The organism is Nonomuraea sp. NPDC048881, assembly GCF_040649795.1.
GTDB lineage: Bacteria > Actinomycetota > Actinomycetes > Streptosporangiales > Streptosporangiaceae > Nonomuraea.
Genome location: NZ_JBEZGC010000002.1, coordinates 42,859 through 62,491, shown reverse-complemented (window position 1 = coordinate 62,491; position 19,633 = coordinate 42,859). Strand labels below are relative to the sequence as shown.

General features: G+C 71.7%; 21 protein-coding genes and 1 tRNA gene. 5 read left to right on the top strand and 17 right to left on the bottom strand.

Annotation, left to right across the window (positions count from 1 at the left end):
* Window positions 1–2 precede the first annotated feature (2 nt).
* The 9 genes from AB0C33_RS05865 to AB0C33_RS05825 form a co-directional block, all read right to left on the bottom strand.
* Window positions 3–986 (bottom strand): LacI family DNA-binding transcriptional regulator, encoded by a 984-nt coding sequence (locus tag AB0C33_RS05865; RefSeq protein WP_358285920.1) that lies wholly within the window; start codon window positions 984–986, stop codon window positions 3–5.
* Between the two features lie 71 nt (window positions 987–1,057).
* Window positions 1,058–2,317: a multiple monosaccharide ABC transporter permease gene (gene mmsB / locus AB0C33_RS05860; RefSeq protein WP_358284044.1), complete on the bottom strand. Its 1,260-nt coding sequence runs from the start codon at window positions 2,315–2,317 to the stop codon at window positions 1,058–1,060.
* Window positions 2,318–2,322: 5 nt separating this feature from the next.
* On the bottom strand, window positions 2,323–3,852 hold the full coding sequence (gene mmsA / locus AB0C33_RS05855; RefSeq protein ID WP_358284042.1) for a multiple monosaccharide ABC transporter ATP-binding protein: 1,530 nt from the start codon (window positions 3,850–3,852) through the stop codon (window positions 2,323–2,325).
* 61 nt (window positions 3,853–3,913) lie between these two features.
* On the bottom strand, window positions 3,914–5,032 hold the full coding sequence (gene chvE / locus AB0C33_RS05850) for a multiple monosaccharide ABC transporter substrate-binding protein (protein ID WP_352326442.1): 1,119 nt from the start codon (window positions 5,030–5,032) through the stop codon (window positions 3,914–3,916).
* A gap of 208 nt (window positions 5,033–5,240) precedes the next feature.
* Window positions 5,241–6,215, bottom strand: coding sequence for a galactofuranose ABC transporter, permease protein YjfF (gene yjfF, locus AB0C33_RS05845; protein ID WP_358285917.1), 975 nt, complete (start codon window positions 6,213–6,215; stop codon window positions 5,241–5,243).
* A gap of 5 nt (window positions 6,216–6,220) precedes the next feature.
* Window positions 6,221–7,234, bottom strand: coding sequence for an ABC transporter permease (locus AB0C33_RS05840; protein ID WP_352326440.1), 1,014 nt, complete (start codon window positions 7,232–7,234; stop codon window positions 6,221–6,223).
* Window positions 7,234–8,742, bottom strand: a complete 1,509-nt coding sequence (locus AB0C33_RS05835) for a sugar ABC transporter ATP-binding protein (RefSeq protein WP_358284040.1) — start codon at window positions 8,740–8,742, stop codon at window positions 7,234–7,236. The genes AB0C33_RS05840 and AB0C33_RS05835 overlap by 1 nt, the downstream gene beginning before the upstream one ends.
* Before the next feature lie 52 nt (window positions 8,743–8,794).
* On the bottom strand, window positions 8,795–9,772 hold the full coding sequence (locus tag AB0C33_RS05830; protein ID WP_358284038.1) for an ABC transporter substrate-binding protein: 978 nt from the start codon (window positions 9,770–9,772) through the stop codon (window positions 8,795–8,797).
* A 451-nt stretch (window positions 9,773–10,223) separates the two neighbouring features.
* On the bottom strand, window positions 10,224–10,973 hold the full coding sequence (locus AB0C33_RS05825; protein ID WP_358284036.1) for a metallophosphoesterase: 750 nt from the start codon (window positions 10,971–10,973) through the stop codon (window positions 10,224–10,226).
* A 71-nt stretch (window positions 10,974–11,044) separates the two neighbouring features.
* Here AB0C33_RS05825 and AB0C33_RS05820 point away from each other — a divergent pair, with 71 nt between their 5' ends.
* The 3 genes from AB0C33_RS05820 to AB0C33_RS05810 all read left to right on the top strand — a co-directional run bounded on the left by AB0C33_RS05820 (window position 11,045) and on the right by AB0C33_RS05810 (window position 14,315).
* Window positions 11,045–12,523, top strand: coding sequence for a PLP-dependent aminotransferase family protein (locus tag AB0C33_RS05820; RefSeq protein WP_358284034.1), 1,479 nt, complete (start codon window positions 11,045–11,047; stop codon window positions 12,521–12,523).
* A gap of 36 nt (window positions 12,524–12,559) precedes the next feature.
* Complete coding sequence (locus AB0C33_RS05815) at window positions 12,560–12,745, top strand: DUF4236 domain-containing protein (RefSeq protein WP_352326433.1); 186 nt, start codon at window positions 12,560–12,562, stop codon at window positions 12,743–12,745.
* Between the two features lie 85 nt (window positions 12,746–12,830).
* A complete protein-coding gene (locus AB0C33_RS05810) occupies window positions 12,831–14,315 on the top strand; it encodes a pyridoxal-dependent decarboxylase (protein ID WP_358284032.1) in 1,485 nt (494 codons plus the stop codon).
* Here AB0C33_RS05810 and AB0C33_RS05805 read toward each other — a convergent pair.
* From AB0C33_RS05805 to AB0C33_RS05795, 3 genes are all read right to left on the bottom strand, one after another.
* Window positions 14,312–14,764 carry a MarR family transcriptional regulator gene (locus tag AB0C33_RS05805; RefSeq protein ID WP_358284030.1) on the bottom strand — a complete coding sequence of 151 codons (453 nt, stop codon included), beginning with the start codon at window positions 14,762–14,764 and terminating at the stop codon, window positions 14,312–14,314. The two genes, AB0C33_RS05810 and AB0C33_RS05805, sit on opposite strands and share 4 nt — an antisense overlap.
* Before the next feature lie 70 nt (window positions 14,765–14,834).
* Entirely contained in the window at window positions 14,835–15,476 is a 642-nt protein-coding gene (locus AB0C33_RS05800) for a response regulator transcription factor (protein WP_358284028.1), read from the bottom strand.
* Entirely contained in the window at window positions 15,473–16,054 is a 582-nt protein-coding gene (locus AB0C33_RS05795; protein WP_358284026.1) for an ATP-binding protein, read from the bottom strand. Before AB0C33_RS05795 ends, AB0C33_RS05800 begins: the two co-directional genes overlap by 4 nt.
* Here AB0C33_RS05795 and AB0C33_RS05790 point away from each other — a divergent pair.
* Window positions 16,049–16,228 (top strand): hypothetical protein, encoded by a 180-nt coding sequence (locus AB0C33_RS05790; protein WP_358284024.1) that lies wholly within the window; start codon window positions 16,049–16,051, stop codon window positions 16,226–16,228. The two genes, AB0C33_RS05795 and AB0C33_RS05790, sit on opposite strands and share 6 nt — an antisense overlap.
* A gap of 259 nt (window positions 16,229–16,487) precedes the next feature.
* On the opposite strand, the gene AB0C33_RS05785 is transcribed toward AB0C33_RS05790, so the two are convergent.
* The 5 genes from AB0C33_RS05785 to AB0C33_RS05765 all read right to left on the bottom strand — a co-directional run bounded on the left by AB0C33_RS05785 (window position 16,488) and on the right by AB0C33_RS05765 (window position 18,822).
* Window positions 16,488–17,285 (bottom strand): hypothetical protein, encoded by a 798-nt coding sequence (locus tag AB0C33_RS05785; protein ID WP_358284022.1) that lies wholly within the window; start codon window positions 17,283–17,285, stop codon window positions 16,488–16,490.
* A 139-nt stretch (window positions 17,286–17,424) separates the two neighbouring features.
* Window positions 17,425–17,497, bottom strand: a tRNA-Ala gene (locus AB0C33_RS05780).
* A gap of 105 nt (window positions 17,498–17,602) precedes the next feature.
* Entirely contained in the window at window positions 17,603–18,133 is a 531-nt protein-coding gene (locus tag AB0C33_RS05775; protein WP_358284020.1) for a Clp protease N-terminal domain-containing protein, read from the bottom strand.
* Window positions 18,134–18,136: 3 nt separating this feature from the next.
* Window positions 18,137–18,352, bottom strand: a complete 216-nt coding sequence (locus AB0C33_RS05770; RefSeq protein WP_352357954.1) for a hypothetical protein — start codon at window positions 18,350–18,352, stop codon at window positions 18,137–18,139.
* A gap of 50 nt (window positions 18,353–18,402) precedes the next feature.
* Window positions 18,403–18,822 carry a MarR family transcriptional regulator gene (locus AB0C33_RS05765; protein ID WP_358284018.1) on the bottom strand — a complete coding sequence of 140 codons (420 nt, stop codon included), beginning with the start codon at window positions 18,820–18,822 and terminating at the stop codon, window positions 18,403–18,405.
* Between the two features lie 49 nt (window positions 18,823–18,871).
* On the opposite strand from AB0C33_RS05765, the gene AB0C33_RS05760 reads away from it, so the two are divergent.
* A complete protein-coding gene (locus AB0C33_RS05760; protein WP_358284015.1) occupies window positions 18,872–19,612 on the top strand; it encodes a dienelactone hydrolase family protein in 741 nt (246 codons plus the stop codon).
* Window positions 19,613–19,633 lie beyond the last annotated feature (21 nt).

The window sequence follows — 19,633 nt, the reverse complement described above, 5'->3', positions numbered from 1 at the left end:
GGCTATCGGGCCGGCGCGGTGCTGGACCTGACGACGAAGCTGGGACGCACCACCATGCGCTCGTACGCCGCCGGCCCGGCGTCGATCTGCCGCAGCAGCACCTCGATGCAGTGGCGGCCCACCACGTCGAAGTCCTGCCGGACCGTGGTGAGCGGCGGGGAGAAGAACTCGGACTCGGGGATGTCGTCGAAGCCCACGACGCTGATCCGCCCGGGGACGGGCACCCCGGCCTCGCTGAGCGCGCGCAGCACGCCCAGCGCCATCTGGTCGTTGGCGGCGAACACCGCGGTGACCCCCTCCATCCCGGCCAGGCGCCGGCCGGCCGCGTACCCGGCGCGCGGGCTCCAGTCGCCGGGCAGCGGCTCGGGCACCGGGCGGCCGGCCGCCTCCAGCGTGGCCCGCCAGCCCTCGACGCGCCCCTCGGTCTCCAGCCAGTCGGACGGCCCCGCGACGTGCCAGACCGTCTCGTGGCCCAGGTCGAGCAGGTGCTGGGTGGCGAGCCTGGCGCCCTCGACCTGGTCGATGCAGACCGCGGAGACGTCGGCGCCGTGCGCGCCCTCGACCACGACCGCGGGCACCCCGGCCGGCAGGCTCTCCAGGGCGGAGGCGGCCGAGCGCTGCGGCGCGACCACCACCACCCCGTCCACGCTCTGCTCGGCCAGGTAGTCGAGCGCGTCGCGGACGCTGGCCGCGTCGATCGACTTCAGGCTCACGATGCTGACGAAGTACCCCGCGGTCCTGGCCGCCTGCTCGATGCCGTAGACCATGCTGGCCGGGCCGTACAGGGTGGTGTCGAAGCTCACCACCCCGAGGGTGCGCGACCGCTTGGTGACCAGCGCGCGGGCGACCAGGTTGCGCCGGTAGCCCAGCCGGACGATCGCCTCCTCCACCCGGGCACGGGTGTCAGCCCGGACGTTCGGGTGGTCGTTGAGCACCCGTGAGACCGTCTGGTGCGACACGCCGGCCTCCTTGGCCACGTCGGCCATGACCGGCGGACGCGGCCTGGGGCTCGGTACCACGGGTTCTCCTTTCGCGGGGCTTGCCGGACCTGCGGTGGTCAGCGGGAGGCGCCGGCGCGCCGCTTGGTCCACACGTCGAACGCGACGGCGGCCAGCAGCACGGCGCCCTTGACGAGCATCACGCGCTCACTGGGCGAGCCGATGAGCGACATGCCGTTGTTGATGACAGCCATGATCAAACCGCCGGTGATCGCGCCGACGACCTTGCCCACGCCGCCCTGGACGGCCGCGCCGCCGATGAAGGCCGCCGCGATGGCGTCCAGCTCGAAGCTGTTGCCCGCGGTCGGGCCCGCCTGGTTGAGCCGGCCGGCGAAGATGATGCCGGCCACGGAGGCCAGCACGCCCATGTTCACGAAGATCCAGAAGACCACCGACTTGACCTTGACGCCGGACATGACCGCCGCCTGCAGGTTGCCGCCGATGGCGTAGATCTGCCGGCCGAAGACCGTGCGGTTGGCCATCAGCGAGTACGCCAGCACCAGCGCGGCCAGCAGCACCAGCACCCACGGCAGGTTCTTGAAGCGGGCGAGCTGCACGACCAGGAACAGGATCAGCGCGGCGCCGGCCGCCATCTTCAGCGCGAACACGGCCATCGGCTCGACCGACTGGCCGTAGCCCCTGCGGGCGTTGCGGGTGCGCCACTGCGCGGCGACCATGCCGCCGATCGCGACCAGGCCGATGAGCAGGCTGAACAGGTCGGCGCCGCCCAGCGGGCCGAGGCCCACGTTGCCGAGGTAGCCGTCGGTGAAGCCGTTGGCCAGCGTGCGGACCTGGTCGGGGAACGGGCCGATGCCCTGGTTGCCGAGCACGGTCATGGTGAGCGCGCGGAACAGCAGCATGCCGGCCAGCGTGACGATGAAGGCCGGGATGCCGAAGTAGGCGATCCAGTACCCCTGCCAGGCCCCGATCAGCGCGCCGGCGGCGACCGTGATCAGCAGGGCCAGCGGCCACGGCAGGCCCATGTTCACCATGAGCACGGCGGCCAGCGCCCCGGTGACCGCCACCACCGAGCCGACCGACAGGTCGATGTGCCCGGCGATGATGACCAGGATCATCCCGATCGCCAGGATCAGGACGTAGGAGTTCTGGACGATGATGTTGGAGATGTTCTGCGGCTGGAGCAACGCGCCGTCGGTGAGCACCGAGAACAGCACGATGATCAGCGCGAAGGCGATGTAGATGCCGCTCGAACGCAGGTTCAGCGACAGGCCGCCCAGCGACACCCGGCCGGGCCGCCGCGGCGCTCCCCCCTCGCCTCCCGCGCCGACCTGCACGTCGGCGGGCGTGATGCTGCTCATCGGAGCTACTCCTGTCCCTTGGTCATGAGATGCATGAGGCTTTCCTGGGTGGCCTCCCGGCGGGGGACCTCGCCGGTGACGCGACCTTCGGAGAGCGTGTAGATGCGGTCGCACAGGCCGAGCAGCTCAGGCAACTCACTGGAGATCACCAGCACGGCCTTGCCCTGGTCGGCGAGGCGGTTGATGATCGTGTAGATCTCGTACTTGGCGCCGACGTCGATGCCGCGGGTGGGCTCGTCGAGGATGAGCACGTCAGGTTGCGTCAGGATCCACTTGGAGAGCACGACCTTCTGCTGGTTGCCGCCGCTCAGCTTGCCGACGACGCTGTTGACGCTGGGCGCCTTGATGTTCATGCTCCGGTGGAACTCCTCGGCGACCTTGTACTCCTCGTTCTCGTTCACCCAGCCGCGCCGGGCCAGGCCCTTGAGCCCGGCGGCGCTGATGTTGCGCTTGATGTCCTCGATGAGGTTGAGGCCGTACCGCTTGCGGTCCTCGGTGGCGTAGGCCAGGCCGTGGCGGATCGCGTCCTGCACGTTGCGGATCTCGATCGGCTCACCGTCCTTGAAGACCTTGCCGGAGATGTGCACGCCGTACGTGCGGCCGAACAGGCTCATCGCCAGCTCGGTGCGCCCGGCGCCCATCAGGCCGGCCAGGCCGACGATCTCGCCCCTGCGCAGGGTGAGTGAGGCGCCGTCCACGACCTTCCGGCCGGGCTGGCTCGGGCTGTGCACCGTCCAGTCCTCGATCCGCAGCACCTCCTCGCCGATCGTCGACTCGTGCGGCGGGAAGCGGTTGTCCAGCGCGCGGCCGACCATGCCGGAGATGATCCGGTCCTCGGTGACGTGGTCGGTGGCCATGTCCAGGGTCTCGATCGTGCGGCCGTCGCGGATGATCGTGACGGAGTCGGCGATCGCGGTCACCTCGTTGAGCTTGTGCGAGATGATCACGCAGGTGATGCCCTCGTCCCGCAGGCCGCGCAGCAGGTCGAGCAGGTGGGCCGAGTCGTCGTCGTTGAGCGCGGCGGTCGGCTCGTCGAGGATGAGCAGCTTCACCTCCTTCGACAGCGCCTTGGCGATCTCGACGAGCTGCTGCTTGCCGACGCCGAGGTCGGAGACCGTGGTGGTGGGGTTCTCCTGGAGGCCGACGCGGCGCATCAGCTCGGCGGCCTCGTAGTTGGTGCGGTTCCAGTCGATGAAGCCGCGCCTGGCGCGCTCGTTGCCGAGGAAGATGTTCTCCGCGATCGACAGCTGCGGGCTGAGCGCCAGCTCCTGGTGGATGATGACGATCCCGGCGTGCTCGCTGTCGCGGATGCCGGCGAACTCGCAGCGCGCGCCCTCGAAGGTGATCTCGCCCTCGTAGTCGCCGTGCGGGTAGACCCCGGACAGCACCTTCATCAGCGTCGACTTGCCGGCGCCGTTCTCGCCGCAGATGGCGTGGATCTCGCCGCGCCGGACGGCCAGGTTGACGTCCTGCAGCGCCTTGACACCGGGGAACGTCTTGGTGATCCCGCTCATCCGCAAGATGTGCTCGGTCATATGCCCCTCGCTCAGGTGTGGGAAGTGCCCCCGGGGGACCGCGGTCCCCCGGGGCGGGCCCTTACTTGAGCTGGTCCTCGGTGTAGTAGTTGCCGCCGACGATGATCTCCTTGTAGTTGCTCTTGTCCACGATCACCGGGTCGAGCAGGTAGGAGGGGACGACCTTGTTGCCGTTGTCGTAGTCCTTGGTGTTGTTCACCTCGGGCTTGCCGCCCTTGAGGACCGCGTCGGCCATCTTCACCGTCTGCTCGGCGAGCTTGCGGGTGTCCTTGAAGATGGTGGAGTACTGCTCGCCGGCGATGATCGACTTGACCGAGGCGAGCTCGGCGTCCTGGCCGGTCACGACGGGGTAGGGCTGGCCGCTGGTGCCGTAGCCGGAGCTCTTGAGCGCCGACAGGATGCCGATGGACAGGCCGTCGTACGGGGACAGCACGCCGTCCACCTTGGTGCCGCCGGTGTAGGTCTTGGTGAGGATGTCCTCCATGCGCTTCTGGGCCGTGGCCGGGTCCCAGCGCAGGATGGCGGCGGTCTTGAAGTCCTTCTGGCCGCTCTTGACCAGCAGGGTGCCGTCGTCGATCTTGGGCTGGAGCACCGACATGGCGCCGTTCCAGAAGAACGTGGCGTTGTTGTCGTCGGGCGAGCCGCCGAACAGCTCGACGTTGAACGGGCCCTTCTTGCCGTCGTCCACGCCGAGGCCCTTGAGCAGCGAGGTCGCCTGCTGCACGCCGACCTTGAAGTTGTCGAAGGTGGCGTAGTAGTCGACGTTGGGGCTGTTGCGGATCAGGCGGTCGTAGGAGATGACCGGGATCTTGGCGTCGGCGGCCTGCTGGAGCTGCGAGGTGATCGCGGTGCCGTCGATCGAGGCGATGATCAGGAGCTTGGCGCCCTTGGTGATCTGGTTCTCGATCTGGTTGGCCTGCGTCGGGATGTCGTTCTCCGCGTACTGGAGGTCGACCTTGTAGCCCAGCTGTTCGAGCTGCTGCTTGACGTTGTCGCCGTCGTGGATCCACCGCTCGGACGACTTGGTGGGCATCGTGACGCCGATCAGGGCGCCCGCGCCGCCGGCGGCGGCCGACGTGGAGGCGTCGGCGTCGACCGTCTTCTGGCTGGAGCCGCAGGCCGTCATGGTCGCGGCGAGCGCGATGGCGGACACCACGCCCCCGATACGTCCCAACCTCATGTGGCACTCCTTGCAATGGGGGTTGCGGCAGCGGAATGTGAGCGTTAACTGCCGATCTTGCAGAGGACTCAGTCACAGAACGTGCCGAATCAGAACAAAGTTCTCGCTTCGTTCCCGCCGATTGTTATCGCTAACAAAGACGATGTCAACGGTTGAGCATAACCTGGCGGAAACCTTTAGGTAACTTTCGCGGCAGACTCCTCGCAGGTCAGCGCCTTGGACGCGCGCTGAAGATCCGTTGCAGCACGATGAAGACGAAGAGCAGCAGGCCGATGAAGATCTTGGTCCACCAGGAGCTGAGCGTGCCCTCGAAGCTGATGATCGTCTGGATCAGCCCGAGCACCAGCACGCCGAGCACCGTGCCGAGCAGGAAGCCGCTGCCGCCCGTGAGCAGCGTGCCGCCGATCACCACGGCGGCGATGGCGTCCAGCTCCATGCCCACGGCGTGCAGGCCGTAGCCCGAGAGCATGTAGAACGACAGCAGCACGCCGCCGAGCGCCGAGCAGAAGCCGCTCACCGTGTAGACCGTGATCTTCGTCCGGCCCACCGGCAGGCCCATGAGCAGCGCCGACTGCTCGCTGCCGCCCGTCGCGTACACGGCCCGGCCGAGCCGGGTGTAGTGCAGCACGTACGCCGCCACCAGCACGACCCCCACCGCGATGAGCACGCTCGGCGAGATCCACAGACCGGCGAACAGGTCGATCCTGGTCTGCGCGAACGCCGTGAACGTCGGGTCCTCGATCGGGATCGAGTCCGTGCCGATCGTGTAGCACAGCCCTCGGGCCAGGAACATCCCGGCCAGCGTCACGATGAACGGCTGGATGTCGAAGGCGTGCACGATGTACCCCATCACCAGCCCGAGCCCGGACCCGACGGCCAGCACCACCGGCACCACCACGTACGGCGGCCACCCCGGCCCCGACATCAGCGACGCCGAGATCATCGTGGACAGCGCCACCACCGACCCCACCGACAGGTCGATGCCCCCGGCCAGGATCACGAACGTCATCCCCACCGCCACCACCAGCAGGAACGCGTTGTCGATGAAGACGTTGAGCACCACCTGCCCGCTGGCGAACCCCTCGTACCGGAGGCCGCCGACGACGAACATCGCCACGAACAGGCACGCCGTCACCAGCACGGGCAGGTGGCGGGCCGGCAACGCGACCCGGCCCACGGTCATGGTCGTCACAGGGTCACCCGCACTTTCTCCTCGGGGGCCGGGCTGGGCGGCGCGCTGCCGCCGCGCCGGCGCAGCGCCTTCGCGCGGAACGACGGCGACTGCACGAGACAGACCGCCGTCACGACCAGCGCCTTGAACAGCAGGGTCGTCTCGGGCGGCACGCCGATGGAGTAGATCGTCGTGGTGAGCGTCTGGATGACGAGCGCGCCGGCCACGGTCCCGCCCAGCGAGAACCGGCCGCCCGACAACGAGGTGCCGCCGATCACCACGGCCAGGATCGCGTCCAGCTCGATCCACAGGCCGGCGTTGTTGCCGTCGGCGCTGGAGACGTTCGAGCTGATCAGGATGCCGGCGATGCCCGCGCACAGGGCGGCGAAGGCGTAGACCATGATGACGATCCCGCGCGACCTGATGCCCGCGAGCCGGCTGGCCTCGGCGTTCCCGCCGACCGACTCGATCAGCAGGCCCAGCGCCAGCCGCCGGGTCAGGAACGCGGTGACCGCCAGCACGACCGGCACCAGCAGCACCCCGAACGGCACCGCCAGCAGATACCCACCGCCGATCAGCTTGTACGACGGGCTGTTGACCGTGATGATCTGCCCGTCGGTGATGAGCTGGGCCAGGCCGCGCCCGGCCACCATGAGGATCAGCGTGGCGATGATCGGCTGGATGCCCGCCTGCGCGACCAGGAACCCGTTCCAGGCGCCGAGCAGCAGGCACAATCCGAGCGCGAGCGCCACGGCGGCGAGCACGCCGGCGTCCTCGCTGATCCGCAGGCAGGCCAGCGCGCCCGAGATCGCCACCACCGAGCCCACCGACAGGTCGATGCCGCCGGTCGCGATGACCAGCGTCATGCCCAGCGAGACCAGGATCAGCGGCGCGCCGAAGCGCAGGATGTCGATCAGGCTCCCGTACAGGTGCCCGTCCCTGACCTGGACGGACAGGAAGCTGGGGGTGAAGAACACGTTCAGGGCCAGCAGCAGCGCGAGCACCGCCACGGGCCACAACAGCCGCCGCATCAGGGCCGCCCTCCGCTCGCGATCGTCTCCATCAGCACGTCCGTGGTGAGGGCTTCGTCGTTGGGCAGCTCGGCCACCAGCCGCCGGTCGCGCAGCACCTCGACCTTGTGGCTGAGCCGCAGCACCTCCTCCAGCTCGGCGGAGATGAACAACACCGCCATGCCGCCGTCGGACAGCTCGGCGACCAGGCGCTGGATCTCGGTCTTGGCGCCGACGTCGATGCCGCGGGTGGGCTCGTCGAGGATGAGCAGCCGGGGCTCCAGGATGAGCCAGCGTGCCAGCAGCACCTTCTGCTGGTTGCCGCCGCTCAGGTTCCGCACCAGGTGCTCGGGGTTGGGCGGGCTGATCCGCAGGGCCTTGACGTACCGGGCGACCAGCTCGTCCTGCTGTTCGCGCGGCACCGGCCTGGTCCAGCCCCGGGTGGCCTGGAGCGCCAGGATGATGTTCTCGCGCACGGTGAGGTCGGGGATCAGGCCGTCCTCCTTGCGGTTCTCCGAGCAGAAGGCGATCTTGTGGTTCATCGCCGCGCGGGGCGTGCGCAGCGCGGCGGGCGCGCCGCCGACGGACAGCTCGCCGCCGCTCGCGTGGTCGGCGCCGAACAGCAGCCGCGCGACCTCGGTACGCCCCGAGCCGAGCAGCCCGGCCAGCCCCACGACCTCGCCCTCGTGGATGGTGAGCGAGAACGGCTCGACGGCCCCGGCCCGGCCCAGCCCGCGCGCCTCGACCAGCGGGCGGTCGAAGACCCTGGCCTCGCCGTGCAGGCGGTCGAGCGCGGCCAGCTCCTGGCCGATCATCTTGGCGACCAGGTCGAGCTGGGGCAGCTCGCGGGTGAGGTACTCGCCGACGAGCCGTCCGTTGCGCAGGATCGTCATACGGTCCGAAATTTCGTAGATCTGGTCGAGAAAGTGGGAGACGAAGAGGATGGCGATGCCCTCCTCCTTGAGCCGCCGCATCACCCGGAAGAGCTGCCGCACCTCGTCGGCGTCCAGGCTGGAGGTGGGCTCGTCCAGGATCAGCACCCGGGCCTCGATGTCGACCGCCCGCGCGATGGCCACCATCTGCTGCACCGCCGGCGAGTACGCCGACAGCGGCGCCGAGACGTCGATGCTCAGGTCCAGCCCGCTCAGCAGCTCGCCGGCCCTGGCCCGCACGCGTTTCCAGTCGATGCGCCCGAACCTGCGCGGCTCGCGGCCGATGAAGATGTTCTCGGCCACCGACAGGTTCGCGCAGAGGTTGACCTCCTGGTAGACCGTGCTGATGCCGGCCCGCTGCGCCTCGGCCGGGCCGGCGAAGGCGACGGGCCGCCCGCCCAGCTCGATCGTGCCCGAGTCGGCGGGATGCACGCCGGTGAGCACCTTGATCAGGGTGGACTTGCCGGCGCCGTTCTCGCCCATGAGCGCGTGCACCTCGCCGGGCAGCAGCCGCAGGTCCACGCCGTCCAGGGCCGTGACCCCGGGAAACTGTTTGCCGATCCCGTTCATCGTCAGGACCGGCACGGGTGCGGCCATGCGCCTCCCCTTCCGCCTGAAGGGGCCGGGCCACCGGGCCCGGCCCGCGCGATCAGTACTGACGGCTGGACAGGACCTGCTTGGCCTGCTCCTGCGTGAACGTGGTCTCCTCGGTCACCACGCGGGCCGGCACCTGCTCGCCCTTGACGACCTTCTTGGCCAGGTCCATGAGCTGCGGGCCGAGCAGCGGCGAGCACTCGACGATGTAGTTGATCTTCCCGTCGGCCAGGGCCTGCATGCCGTCCTTGACGGCGTCGACTGTGATGATCTTGATGTCCTTGCCGGGCACCTTGCCCGCGCCCTCGATGGCCTCGATCGCGCCCAGGCCCATGTCGTCGTTGTGGGCGTAGAGCACGTCGATGTCCGGGTTGGACTTCAGGAAGGCCTCCATGACCTCCTTGCCCTTGGCCCTGGTGAAGTCGCCGGTCTGCGAGGCGATCACCTTGAACTTCGGGTCGGCGCCGATGACCTGGGCGAACCCGGCCTTGCGGTCGTTGGCGGGGGCCGAGCCGGTGGTGCCCTGGAGCTCGACGATGTTCACCGGGTCCTTGGCGTCCTTGTACTCCTGCACCAGCCACTGACCGGCCTTCTTGCCCTCCTCGACGAAATCGGAGCCGAGGAAGGTCTTGTACAGGGAGGTGTCCTTGGAGTCGACGGCGCGGTCGGTCAGGATGACCGGGATCTTCGCGTCCTTGGCCTCCTTGAGCACCGTGTCCCAGCCGGACTCCACCACCGGCGAGAAGGCGATGACGTCCACCTTCTGCTGGATGTAGGAGCGGATGGCCTTGATCTGGTTCTCCTGCTTCTGCTGGGCGTCGGAGAACTTGAGCGTCACGCCCGCGTTCTTGGCCGAGTCCTGCACGGACTTGGTGTTCGCGGTGCGCCAGCCGCTCTCCGCGCCGACCTGGGCGAAGCCCATGGTGATCGAGCCGTCGCCGCCGCCGCCGCTGCCGCCACTGCCTCCGCCGCAGCTCGCCACCGACATCGCGGTGAGCCCGGCGAGCACCAGCGCCGAGATCCTCTTGAACACGTGGGGGGTTCCCTTCTCATGTGAGCGCTAACAACCGAACCCGGCTGCCGGCGCCTTCCTGCCTCGGGGGCCTGCGCGGTCCCGTCGGGCCGTGCCCGTCTCGCGTACCGGCGACCGCGGGGCGCCAGGAGGCGGGCCGCCACCTCGCCTCCTCGGCCGCGACCGAGGGGAGACGACCCCGGACCGATCCCGCGACCGCTCCTTTCCTGGCTTGGCCACGACTGTGAACGTTAACAAGCACATCCGTCAAGGGTCCCCCACATCACGGTCACGTCACGCCGGACACCCCTTGACTCCAGGGGTGTTCCCTCCCTAACGTGACGCCGATCACCTTTGTTAGCGGTCACTTTGACTGGTAGCGCTAACAGTCCCTCGTCCGAGGAGCCCCCCATGAAGCGAACCGTCCCGGCGCCGGGAAGCCCGCGGCCTCCCGGCCCGCCGCCGTCCGCCCTCAGACCGGTACGACGCGGTGGTGGGTGGTGATCCGGCCGTCGTCGTCCAGCACGTGGAAGACGAGCCCCGGCGGGAGTTCGTAGTCGGCGCAGTCGGCCAGCGTGGTCGCGCCCTCCCACGGCAGCCGCAGCGTGGACACCACGCCGGGCGCGGCGAGCAGCGGGCGGCCGGCGAAGGTGGTGGCCGCCGAGGTGTGGGCGTGGCCGACCAGCACGGCCGTCACGTGCGGGTGCCCGGCCAGCAGGCCGGCGAGGCGTTCCGGGGTCCGGAGCATGATCGTGTCGACCGGCGAGTGCAGCGTCGCGGGCGGGTGGTGGAAGGCCACGAGCACCGGCAGGCCGCGTTCCGCACCGAGCACGCCGTCGAGCCAGGCCAGCGTCTCGTCGTCCAGGTGGCCCTCGGGCCGGCCCGGGACGGAGGAGTCGCACAACACGTAGACGGCCCCGCCGGTGCGGTGGACCCGGTTGACCGGCCCGGACGCGGCCGGCTCGGCGAGCAGCACCCGCCGGAACTCCTCCCGGACGTCGTGGTTGCCGGGGCACACGAGGACCGGGTGGCGCGAGGTCAGCAGCTTGCGCGCCTGCTCGTACTCCTCGGGCAGACCGTGGTCGGCGATGTCGCCGGTGACGAGCACCGCGTCGAGGTCGTACGGGAGGGCGTCCAGATAGCGCATGACGGCGTCGGCGCGCTCGACCGACCGCTCCGAGCCGCCGAGGTGGATGTCGCTGAGATGGGCGATCACGAGCATGGGCAGAACTTCCTTTCGAGGTACGCCCTCGACGGTAGCCGCCCACCGGCCCACCCGTAAGATCCGGTTTTATGGCGAAATATTGGGCCAGTTCCGGAGTTGACCTGCATCTGGAGCTCGATCCCGCACTCGGGCGGCGACGAGCCGTCGAGGACGCGCTGCGCGCCGCCGTCCGCGACGGGCGGCTGCCGCCCGGCACCCGCCTGCCCTCGACCAGGGCGCTCGCGGCCGGGCTCGGCCTCGCCCGCGGCACGGTGAGCGCCGCCTACGACCAGCTCGCCGAGGAGGGCTACCTCACCACCCGCCCGGGTTCGGGCACCGAGGTCGCCGACGCCCTCCCACCCGCCCCCGCGCCGATCCGCTCCCCTTCCGCCGCCGGGCCGGCGCAGCCGATCCGCTCCCCTACCGTCGCCCGGCCGGAGCCGGTGCACGACCTTCGTCCCGGGCAGCCGGACGTGTCGGCCTTCCCCACGCGCGCCTGGCTGCGGGCCACCCGCCACGTGCTCGCCGCGGCCCCCGCCGACGTCTTCGGCCCCTGCGACCCCCGGGGCCGGATCGAACTGCGCACCGCGCTGGCCGGCTACCTCGGCAGGACCCGCGGCGTGCGCACCACCCCCGACCGGATCGTCGTCACCACGGGCTTCGTCCAGTCGCTCAACCTGCTGGCGGGCGTGCTCGGCGCGGGCCCGATCGCCATGGAGGACCCGGGCCACGACTTCTACCGCGAGGTCCTGCGCCGCGCCGGCCGCACGCTCGTCCCCCTCCCGGTGGACGAGCAGGGCGCCCGGACCGGCGACCTCACGTCCGGGGTGGCTGCCGCCGTGCTGACCCCGGCGCACCAGTACCCGACCGGCGTCCCGCTGGCCCCGGCACGCCGCCGCCTGCTGCGCGAGTGGGGCGGCCCGGTCATCGAGGACGACTACGACGGCGAGTTCCGCTACGACCGCCGTCCCGTGGGCACCCTCCAGGGCACGGCCCCCGACCAGGTCGTCTACTGCGGCACCACGTCCGAGTCGCTCTCCCCGGCGCTGCGCCTGGGCTGGATGGCGCTCCCGCCCGCCCTGGTGGGACCGGTCGCCGAGGCCAAACTGCACGCCGACGCCCACACCGGGGCGCTGGGCCAGCTCGTCCTGGCCCGGCTGATCGACGACCACGACTACGACCGGCACGTCCGCGCCGCGCGCCTGCGCTACCGCCGCCGCCGCGACCTGCTGCTGTCGCGGCTCGGCCCGGGACCGGACGCCCCGCTGCCCGGCGCGCGCCTGCCCGGCGTGGCCGCGGGCCTGCGCGCCCTGCTGCTGCTCCCGCCGTCCGGACCGGCCGAGTCCGCCGTGCTGGCGGCCTGCGAACGGCGCGGCATCGCCCTGCGCGGCCTGAGCCCGCTGCGCCAGACGCCCGGCCCCGGCGGCCTGCTGATCGGGTACGCCGCCCCCTCCGAACGCGCCTTCCCCGGCGCCCTGGACGCCCTGGCCGACGCTCTGACCTGGGCATCCGCCGAAGGAAGCACCTCCAGCGCCGAAAACCCCGATATTTTCGGCCGTTCGGGGTAGTTGACCGGCTCTCACCGACCTCGACGGAGGAGTCCGATGAGCTGGAGCTACCGCAAGACGATCAAGCTGGGCCCGGTCCGGCTGAACCTGTCCCGCGGCGGCGTTGGACACAGCTGGGGCAACCGGCTGTTCAGGGTGACGCGTACCGCCGACGGCCGCCGTACGCTGTCGGTCAATCTGCCCGGCGGCTTCCACTGGCGCAAGACGCTCAGCGGGCGCTGACCCGCGGGAACAACGGGCCGGAGGCGCGCGGCCTCCGGCCCGTTCCCGTCTTCCCGGGACGCCGCCCGGATGATGATCTGTAGGCATGAACGCCCACATGAGCCCCGAGGAGTTCCGCCGCCACGGCAGGCAGGTCGTCGACTGGATCGCGGACTACATGGCGGGCATCGAGTCCCGTCCGGTGATGTCACGGGCCGAGCCGGGGAACGTCCGCCGCGCGTTGCCCGCCGAGCCGCCCGAGCACGGCGAGCCGTTCGAGGCCGTCCTGGACGACCTGAACACCATCCTGCTGCCCGGCATCACCCACTGGCAGCACCCCTCCTTCTTCGCCTACTACCCCTCCAACGCCAGCGGCCCCGCCATCCTCGGCGACCTGCTCTCCAGCGGCCTCGGCGTGCAGGGCATGTTGTGGGTCACCAGCCCCGCCTGCACCGAGCTGGAGACCGTGGTGGTGGACTGGCTGGCGAGCCTGCTCGGCCTGCCCGCGCACTTCAGGACCGACGCGCGCGGCGGCGGCGTGATCCAGGACTCGGCGTCGAGCGCCTGCCTGGTCGCGCTGCTCGCCGCCCTGCACCGGGCGAGCGGCGGCCGGGTCACGCGCACGGGCGTCGCCGAGCGGTACACGATCTACGTCTCGTCGCAGACGCACTCCTCGCTGGAGAAGGCCGCCCGCGTCGCCGGCCTCGGCTCCGACGGCGTACGGGTGGTGGACGTGCACCCCCGTACGCTGGCCATGGACCCGGGACGGCTGCGCGAGCTGATCGCGGCCGACAAGGCCGCCGGCGCGGTCCCCGCGATGGTCTGCGCCACCGTCGGCACCACCTCCTCGGCCGCCGTCGACCCGGTGCCGGAGATCGGCGAGGTGTGCCGCGAGCACGACGTGTGGCTGCACGTGGACGCCGCCTACGCCGGGGTCGCCGCCGTCTGCCCCGAGCTCCGCGGGCTCAACGACGGCGTGGCGGAGTACGCCGACACCTACTCCACCAACCCGCACAAGTGGCTGCTGACCAACTTCGACTGCACCGTCCTGTGGACGGCCGACCGCGCCCCCTTGCTCAGCGCGCTGTCGATCCTGCCGGAGTACCTGCGCAACGCCGCCACCACGGCCGGCTCGGTGGTCGACTACCGCGACTGGCAGATCCCGCTGGGCCGCCGGTTCAGAGCGCTGAAACTGTGGTCGGTGATCCGCTGGTACGGCGCCGAGGGCCTGCGCGCCCACATCCGCAAGGGGGTCTCCCTCGCCCAGCACCTGGCCGCCCTGATCGCCGCCGACCCCGCCTTCGAGCTGCACGAGCCGCACCCGCTCGGCCTGGTCTGCTTCCGCCCCCGCTGGCCCGGCCTGCCGCCCGCCGACGCCGACGCCGCCACGCTGCGCCTGATGGAGACCCTGAACGCCGGCGGCTCCCTCTATCTGACGCACACCGCGATCGGCGGCCGGATCGTGCTCCGCATGGCCGTCGGCGGCCCCGCCACAGAACTCCGCCACGTCGAACGGGCCTGGGCCGACATCCGCCAGGGACACGCCGCCGTGGCCCGGGAGACCGCCCGGGAGACCGCCCGCGACGACTAGACCGGCAGCCCCGCCTGGGCGGCCAGCGTGCCGAGGACCCTGGCGAGCACGGCCCGGTCCCGCGGGCCGAGCCCGCCGGTCAGCTCGGCGTCGAGCTCCAGCGTCACCTCCAGGCACCGGCCGAGCAGCGCGCGCCCCTCGGCGGTGAGGTCGAGGAGCTGACGCCGCCGGTCGCCGGGGTCGCGCACCCGGGAGATCGCGCCGAGCCGTTCGAGGTGGTCGGCCAGCGTCACCACCAGGCTCGGCGCGACGCCCATGGTCTTGGCGACGTCGAGCTGCGAGGCCGCGCCGCGCGCCTCCAGCAGGGTCATCAGCCCGACGTGCTTGGGCTTGAGATCGAGCGGGACGAGCGCGGCCGTGAACCGCTCGGTCAGGATCGCCCCGAGCGTCCCGATCCTGAAGGCCATCGTCCCCGCCACCGACACCGGCTTGACTTCGTCCACGTGCATAATGCTAGCGTCGATACATCATTCAGAGCATGAATGATTCGACGGCCCGCCGCGTCCGCTGCGCGACCGCTCAGGGGCGGCGGTTCAGGCCGTGCTCGTAGGCCCAGATGACCGCCTGGACCCGGTCGCGCAGCCCGAGTTTGGCCAGGATGCGGCCGACGTGGGTCTTGACGGTGCCCTCGGACAGGAACAGCGCGCCCGCGATCTCGGCGTTCGTCTCGCCCCAGGCGATGTGCCGCAACACCTCCCGCTCCCGCTCGGTCAGCGGGTCGGGCCCGGCGTCCGGCAGGTGCGGCGCGACGTGGTCGAGCAGGCGGCGGGTGGTCGAGGGGGCGATCACCGCGTCCCCCCGGTGGACGGTCCGCACCGCGGCGAGCAGTTCCTCGGCGGGGGCGTCCTTGAGCAGGAACCCCGACGCGCCGGCCCGCAGCGCGGCGAAGGCGTACTCGTCCAGGTCGAAGGTGGTCAGGACGATCACCCTGGGCGCGCCGGGGGTCGCCAGCAGCCGCCGGGTCGCCTCGACGCCGTCCATGCACGGCATGCGGACGTCCATGAGCACCACGTCCGCCGTCACCGCGCGCAGCCCGGCCAGCGCCTCCACCCAGTCGCCGGCCTCCCCCACCACGCGCATGTCGTCCTGGGCGTCGATCACCATCACCGTGCCGGTACGCACCAGCCGCTGGTCGTCGACGACGTACACGCCGATGGTCATGCCGGGTACGGAAGGCGGGCCTCGACGACGAACCCGCCTTCCTCCTCCGTCCGGACGTCCAGGGTCCCGCCCAGCGCGGTCACCCGCTCGCGCATGCCCGCCAGCCCGTTCCCCGGCCCGTCACCGCAGGTCGTGGCGGAGGCGGTGCCGCCCGCGTCGCCACCCGCGTCGCCGGCGGTGATGCGCAGGGCGTCGTCCGTCCACTCCAGCCGGAGGGTGCTGCGCGCGCCCGCGCCCGCGTGCTTGAGCGTGTTCGTCAGCGCCTCCTGCACCACGCGGTAGGCGACCAGATCGGCCCCCGGCCCGAGGGGACGCGGCGTGCCGCGGACGATCTCCTCGACGGGCAGCCCGGCGTCCCGGGTCCGCGCCACCAGGTCCGGCAGGCCGGTCAGTCCGGGCGGCGGCCCGTCCCCGGGCGTGGCGCGCAGCACGCCGACGGCGGCCCGCATGTCGGTGAGGGCCGCGCGTCCCGTCTCCTCGATCGTGGCCAGGATCTCGGCCGCCCGCGCGGGCGCGAACCGGCCGCCCCTGGCCTGGGCGACGATGACGGCCAGCGCGTGGGCGACCACGTCGTGCATCTCCCTGGCGATCCTGGCCCGTTCCTCGGCGGTGGCCCGCGCCGCGGCCTCGCCGGCCCGAGCCCGGCCGCCGCGACGCTGGAGTCGGTCGCGAACCTGGCCGCCGCCGCCCCCGCGCCCGCCAGGCCGACCAGCAGCGGCGGGTGCCGCCGGGCGTGGGCGGCGCAGGAGTAGACCGCGAGCGGGAACAGCGCCGACGACGGCAGCACGAGGAACAACCCGGTCACCGCGACCTGGACGGCGAAGGCCGCGGCGACCACGAGGAACGCCCACGTCCGCCGCCGGTACGCCACGGCCGCGTGCGCCGCCAGGCAGGCCCCCGCCAGCAGGACCGCCCGCACGCCGGGCGCCGACAACACCGCCACCGTCAGGGAGAGCGGGAACAGTGTCACCCCGGCGACCAGGGCCAGGACCACGTCGGCGCGGCGGGCCGTCATCGTGCCGTCGTGCGCTGGTAGGAGAGGGTGGCCCCGGCGACCGCGAGTCCGAACAGCAGCCAGCTCCCGTACACGACCGCGACCGCCGCCACCGTGGCCGGCTCGGACAGCGGCACCGGCCCCTGGGTGAGGCCGAGGAGCTGGGAGAACGTGCCGAGAACGGACATGGCTCCCATAGTGGTCAACATGGCGGCGCCCGTCCACCCGCCGGCCAGCACCAGCCGTCGCGGCAGCGACCGTCCCCACCTCTGCACGAGGGCCAGCGAGCCTACGGCGCCGATGACCAGCATGATCGTCTCGCCGTACGGGAAGCCCTCGCCGTAGTCCGCGGGGCGCAGCAGGGTGCCGCCCGCCGACCAGTAGAGCTTGGCGAGGGGGTAGACGAACCCGAGGGCGAACGCGGCGTACCCGAGCCAGGGCCCGCCGGGCACCCTGATCCGCAGCAGCAGCAGCGCGCCCAGCAGCGCGCAGCCCGCCAGGCTGAGCCCGCGCAGCGCCATCCCGGGCCAGTCGACCTGCGCGAACTCCCCGGCGGGGATGCCGGTGAGCGCGAAGAAGGCGCGGAAGACGTCGAGCACGAGCCCGCCCGCCGACCACAGCAGCAGCAGGGCGGGCAGCAGCCCCGCCAGGTGCGGCCGCACCACGAACACCGCCCCCACCCCGGCGGCCAGCACGGTCACCCAGTGCGGCGCGAACCCCATGGTGTACGGCAGCCCCGGCAGCGGCGCGAGCGCGAGCGCCACGACGAGCGCGAGGACGGAAAGCGCCGAGATCTGCAGTCGTTGAAGTCGCATGCCCTCGACGATCGCGGCTCCGGACCGCCGCCCGCGTCTCCCCCAGGTCCGGACAAGAGGCGACCTGAGAGGGTATTGACACGGCCTGGCGGAGGCATGAAAAAAGGTGACGCCCTAACGGACGCCACCTTTTCTTCTGTGGAGCTATGGGGATTCGAACCCCAGACCTCCTCCATGCCATGGAGGCGCGCTACCAACTGCGCCATAGCCCCTTGCGATCACCAAGTGTATCGGACTTCCGGACCCCTCGCGTCACGCCGGATCCCGCGCCCCGGCGGGCCGGAGGAGCTCTCCGGCCCGCCCCGAACGGCGTGACGTCAGGCGGCGTGGCGGGACGGGATGCCCGCCTCCCTGACCAGCGCGGCCACGTCGACCCCGGCCTCGCGGAGCAGGCGGCCGGCGCCGTTCGCGCCGTCGGCGAGCAGGCCCCACAGCAGCCGTTCGCCGGTGACCGGCCCCGGCTTCCACATCGCCACCTCGATCACCTTCCTGGCGTGCATGGCCAGCGGGATCGTGCCCAGCGGCCCGTCCAGGGCGACGCGCAGCGGGCGCAGCCTGGACCGGCGCAGGGCCCACTGGTCGGGCGCGTCCGTTCCGGCCCTGGTGCGGCGGTGCACCTCGTCGAGGTCGATGCCGAGGGTGGCCAGCAGCGCACGCGCGTCGCCCAGGTCGACGCGGGCGCGCAGGCCGGCGCCGGAGGCGGTGAACGACGACAGCGAGAACGGCCGCACCTCGGCCACGCCCAGCAGCAGGAGATCGGCGTCGAGCGTGGCGCGGTGGGCGTCGAGCGCGAGGATCCCGGCCCGGACCACCGCCCGGCGGGCGCCTTCCGTGAACCTGTCGAACACCTGCTACCTCCCCGTTCTGCGGGCGTGCTTGCGATGGGCGGACTGCCGCCGGACCCCGAGCGCGCCGGCAATCTGCTCCCACGACCACCCCGCCGCGCGGGCGTTGCTGACGTGGACCGCCTCCAGCTCCTCCAGCAGGGCCCTGAGCGCGGCCACCGCCGCGAGGCCCGTTCCGGGGTCGCGGTCGGCTGCCGCCCCGGCCAGTTCGGTGACGTCCATGGTGTCAGCATGTGCTGACAGAGGGCCGCTTGTCAACACATGCTGACACCTCAGAGCCGTTCGGCCAGGTCGGCGAGGACGGGCAGGGCGGCGGCGAGGCGTTCGCGCTCGTCGGGGGTGAGGGAGTCGACGGCCGCGGCCAGGCGTTCGGCGATCACCTCTTCGCGGCTGACGAGGGCGGCGCGGCCGGAGCCGGTGATGGCGGTGATCACCCGCCGCCGGTCGGCCGGGTCGGGCTCGCGGGCCACCATGCCGCGCTGGTGGAGACCGCCCAGCACGGTGCCGATCGCCTGGGCGGTGATGCGTTCCAGGTGCGCGAGCTGGGCCGAGGTGTGCGGCCCGTCCCGGTCGAGACGGGAGAGCACGGCGAGCTCGGTGAACGACACGTCGTCGCCCGAGGCGTTGGTGTAAAGCTGCCGGATGCGGCGGGCGAGCCGCCCGACCGAGATCCGCAGTTCCTTGGCGAGCACAAAACCAAGCCTAGCTTTATCAATCCAGCTTTGGTAGTTTCCCGGCACTATGTGCTACGACAACGACGCCGCACCACCGCGCCCGCGACCGCCGATCACCGGCACCCGCTCCGCCGACCTCCGCCTGACCTCCGCCGACGGCACGTCGTTCGCCGCCTACCAGTCCCGTCCCGACCGGGTGAGCGGGCCCGGCGTCGTGATCCTCCCCGACGTCCGCGGCCTGCACGGCTTCTACAAGCAGCTCACCGTACGGCTGGCCGAGCAGGGCCATCCGGCGCTCGCCCTCGACTACTACGGCAGGACCGCCACCGACGACGACCGGGGCGAGTCGTTCCAGGTCATGGCGCACATCCCCAAGCTGACCAGGGAGAACATCCAGGCCGACCTCCAGGCCGCGACCGAGCACCTGGGACGTCCGGCGGTGGCGCTCGGCTTCTGCATGGGCGGCCGGAACGCGTTCTTCGCCTCGGCGCCCAGGTTCGGGTTCGCCGGCGTGATCGGGTTCTACGGCGCGCCGGGGATCGCCGGCCCGTACGGCCCCGGCCCCGCCCAGCACGCCGCCGAGCTGGGCGCGCCGATCCTCGGCCTGTTCGGCGGGGCCGACGAGGGCATCCCGGCCGACCAGGTGGCCGAGTTCGGGGCCGCGCTGACCGGGGCCGGGGTGGAGCACGAGATCGTCGTCTACCCGGGCGCCCCGCACGGCTTCTTCGACGAGGCCCACGGCGAGCATGAGGCGATCTGCGCGGACGCGTGGCGCCGGCTCCTCGCCTTCCTGGCCGCGAGAGCCTGACACGGGCCTCCGCAGTAAGGG